2 protein-coding genes are annotated in these 548 nt (G+C 52.0%); both read left to right on the top strand.

The window, feature by feature from the left end:
* A partial coding sequence (locus ACFQEU_RS17815) for a hypothetical protein (protein ID WP_379784327.1) occupies positions 1-283 on the top strand: 283 nt, incomplete at its 5' end.
* On the top strand, positions 276-548 hold a 273-nt coding region (locus ACFQEU_RS17820), incomplete at its 3' end, for a GNAT family N-acetyltransferase (protein ID WP_379784329.1). The genes ACFQEU_RS17815 and ACFQEU_RS17820, both read left to right, overlap by 8 nt.

Here is a 548-nt window from a genome sequence, read left to right on the forward strand (position 1 = left end):
AGAGGTCATCCTGTTTGAGCGCAGCGATCCTGCGAACTACGCCTCCGATTTCAGCAAGATTCACTTTTTTCAAAATTTGGGTGTAATAGCGGCGAGCTTTGCAGTGGGGTACATCGTCGACGGCCTAGGCTTGGTGTACACCTTTGCAGCGTCCTTTGCAGGCTTCGCGATAGCCCTCGCGCTGTTTTACACCCTGTTCAAAACTCAATCGACCACCGAACCCACGGACACATCAATAAACGCCAATACTAACCTCGAATTAAGTGGTGCTACCCATGACTGAATCTTTTCACTTCGCCACCGGCCTAGGAACTATTACCTTTGCGCCCTTCAACCCCGACACCGATCATCTATTGATTCAGCCTTGGGTCAGCCAAGCTTACGCCGCCTACTGGGGTATGCAGAATCAAACGGCTGCAGAGGTACAGGCGAATTATCGCGCGCTTCTGGACAAACCGAAGGTGGGTGTTTTTCTTGGCCTGATCGATGGCACGCCAAAATTTTTGATAGAGCGTTACGCGGTAGAAACCGACCCCATCGCCGCGTGC

It is taken from the genome of Halorubrum tibetense (assembly GCF_042661865.1).
Taxonomy (GTDB): Archaea; Halobacteriota; Halobacteria; order Halobacteriales; family Haloferacaceae; genus Halorubrum; species Halorubrum tibetense.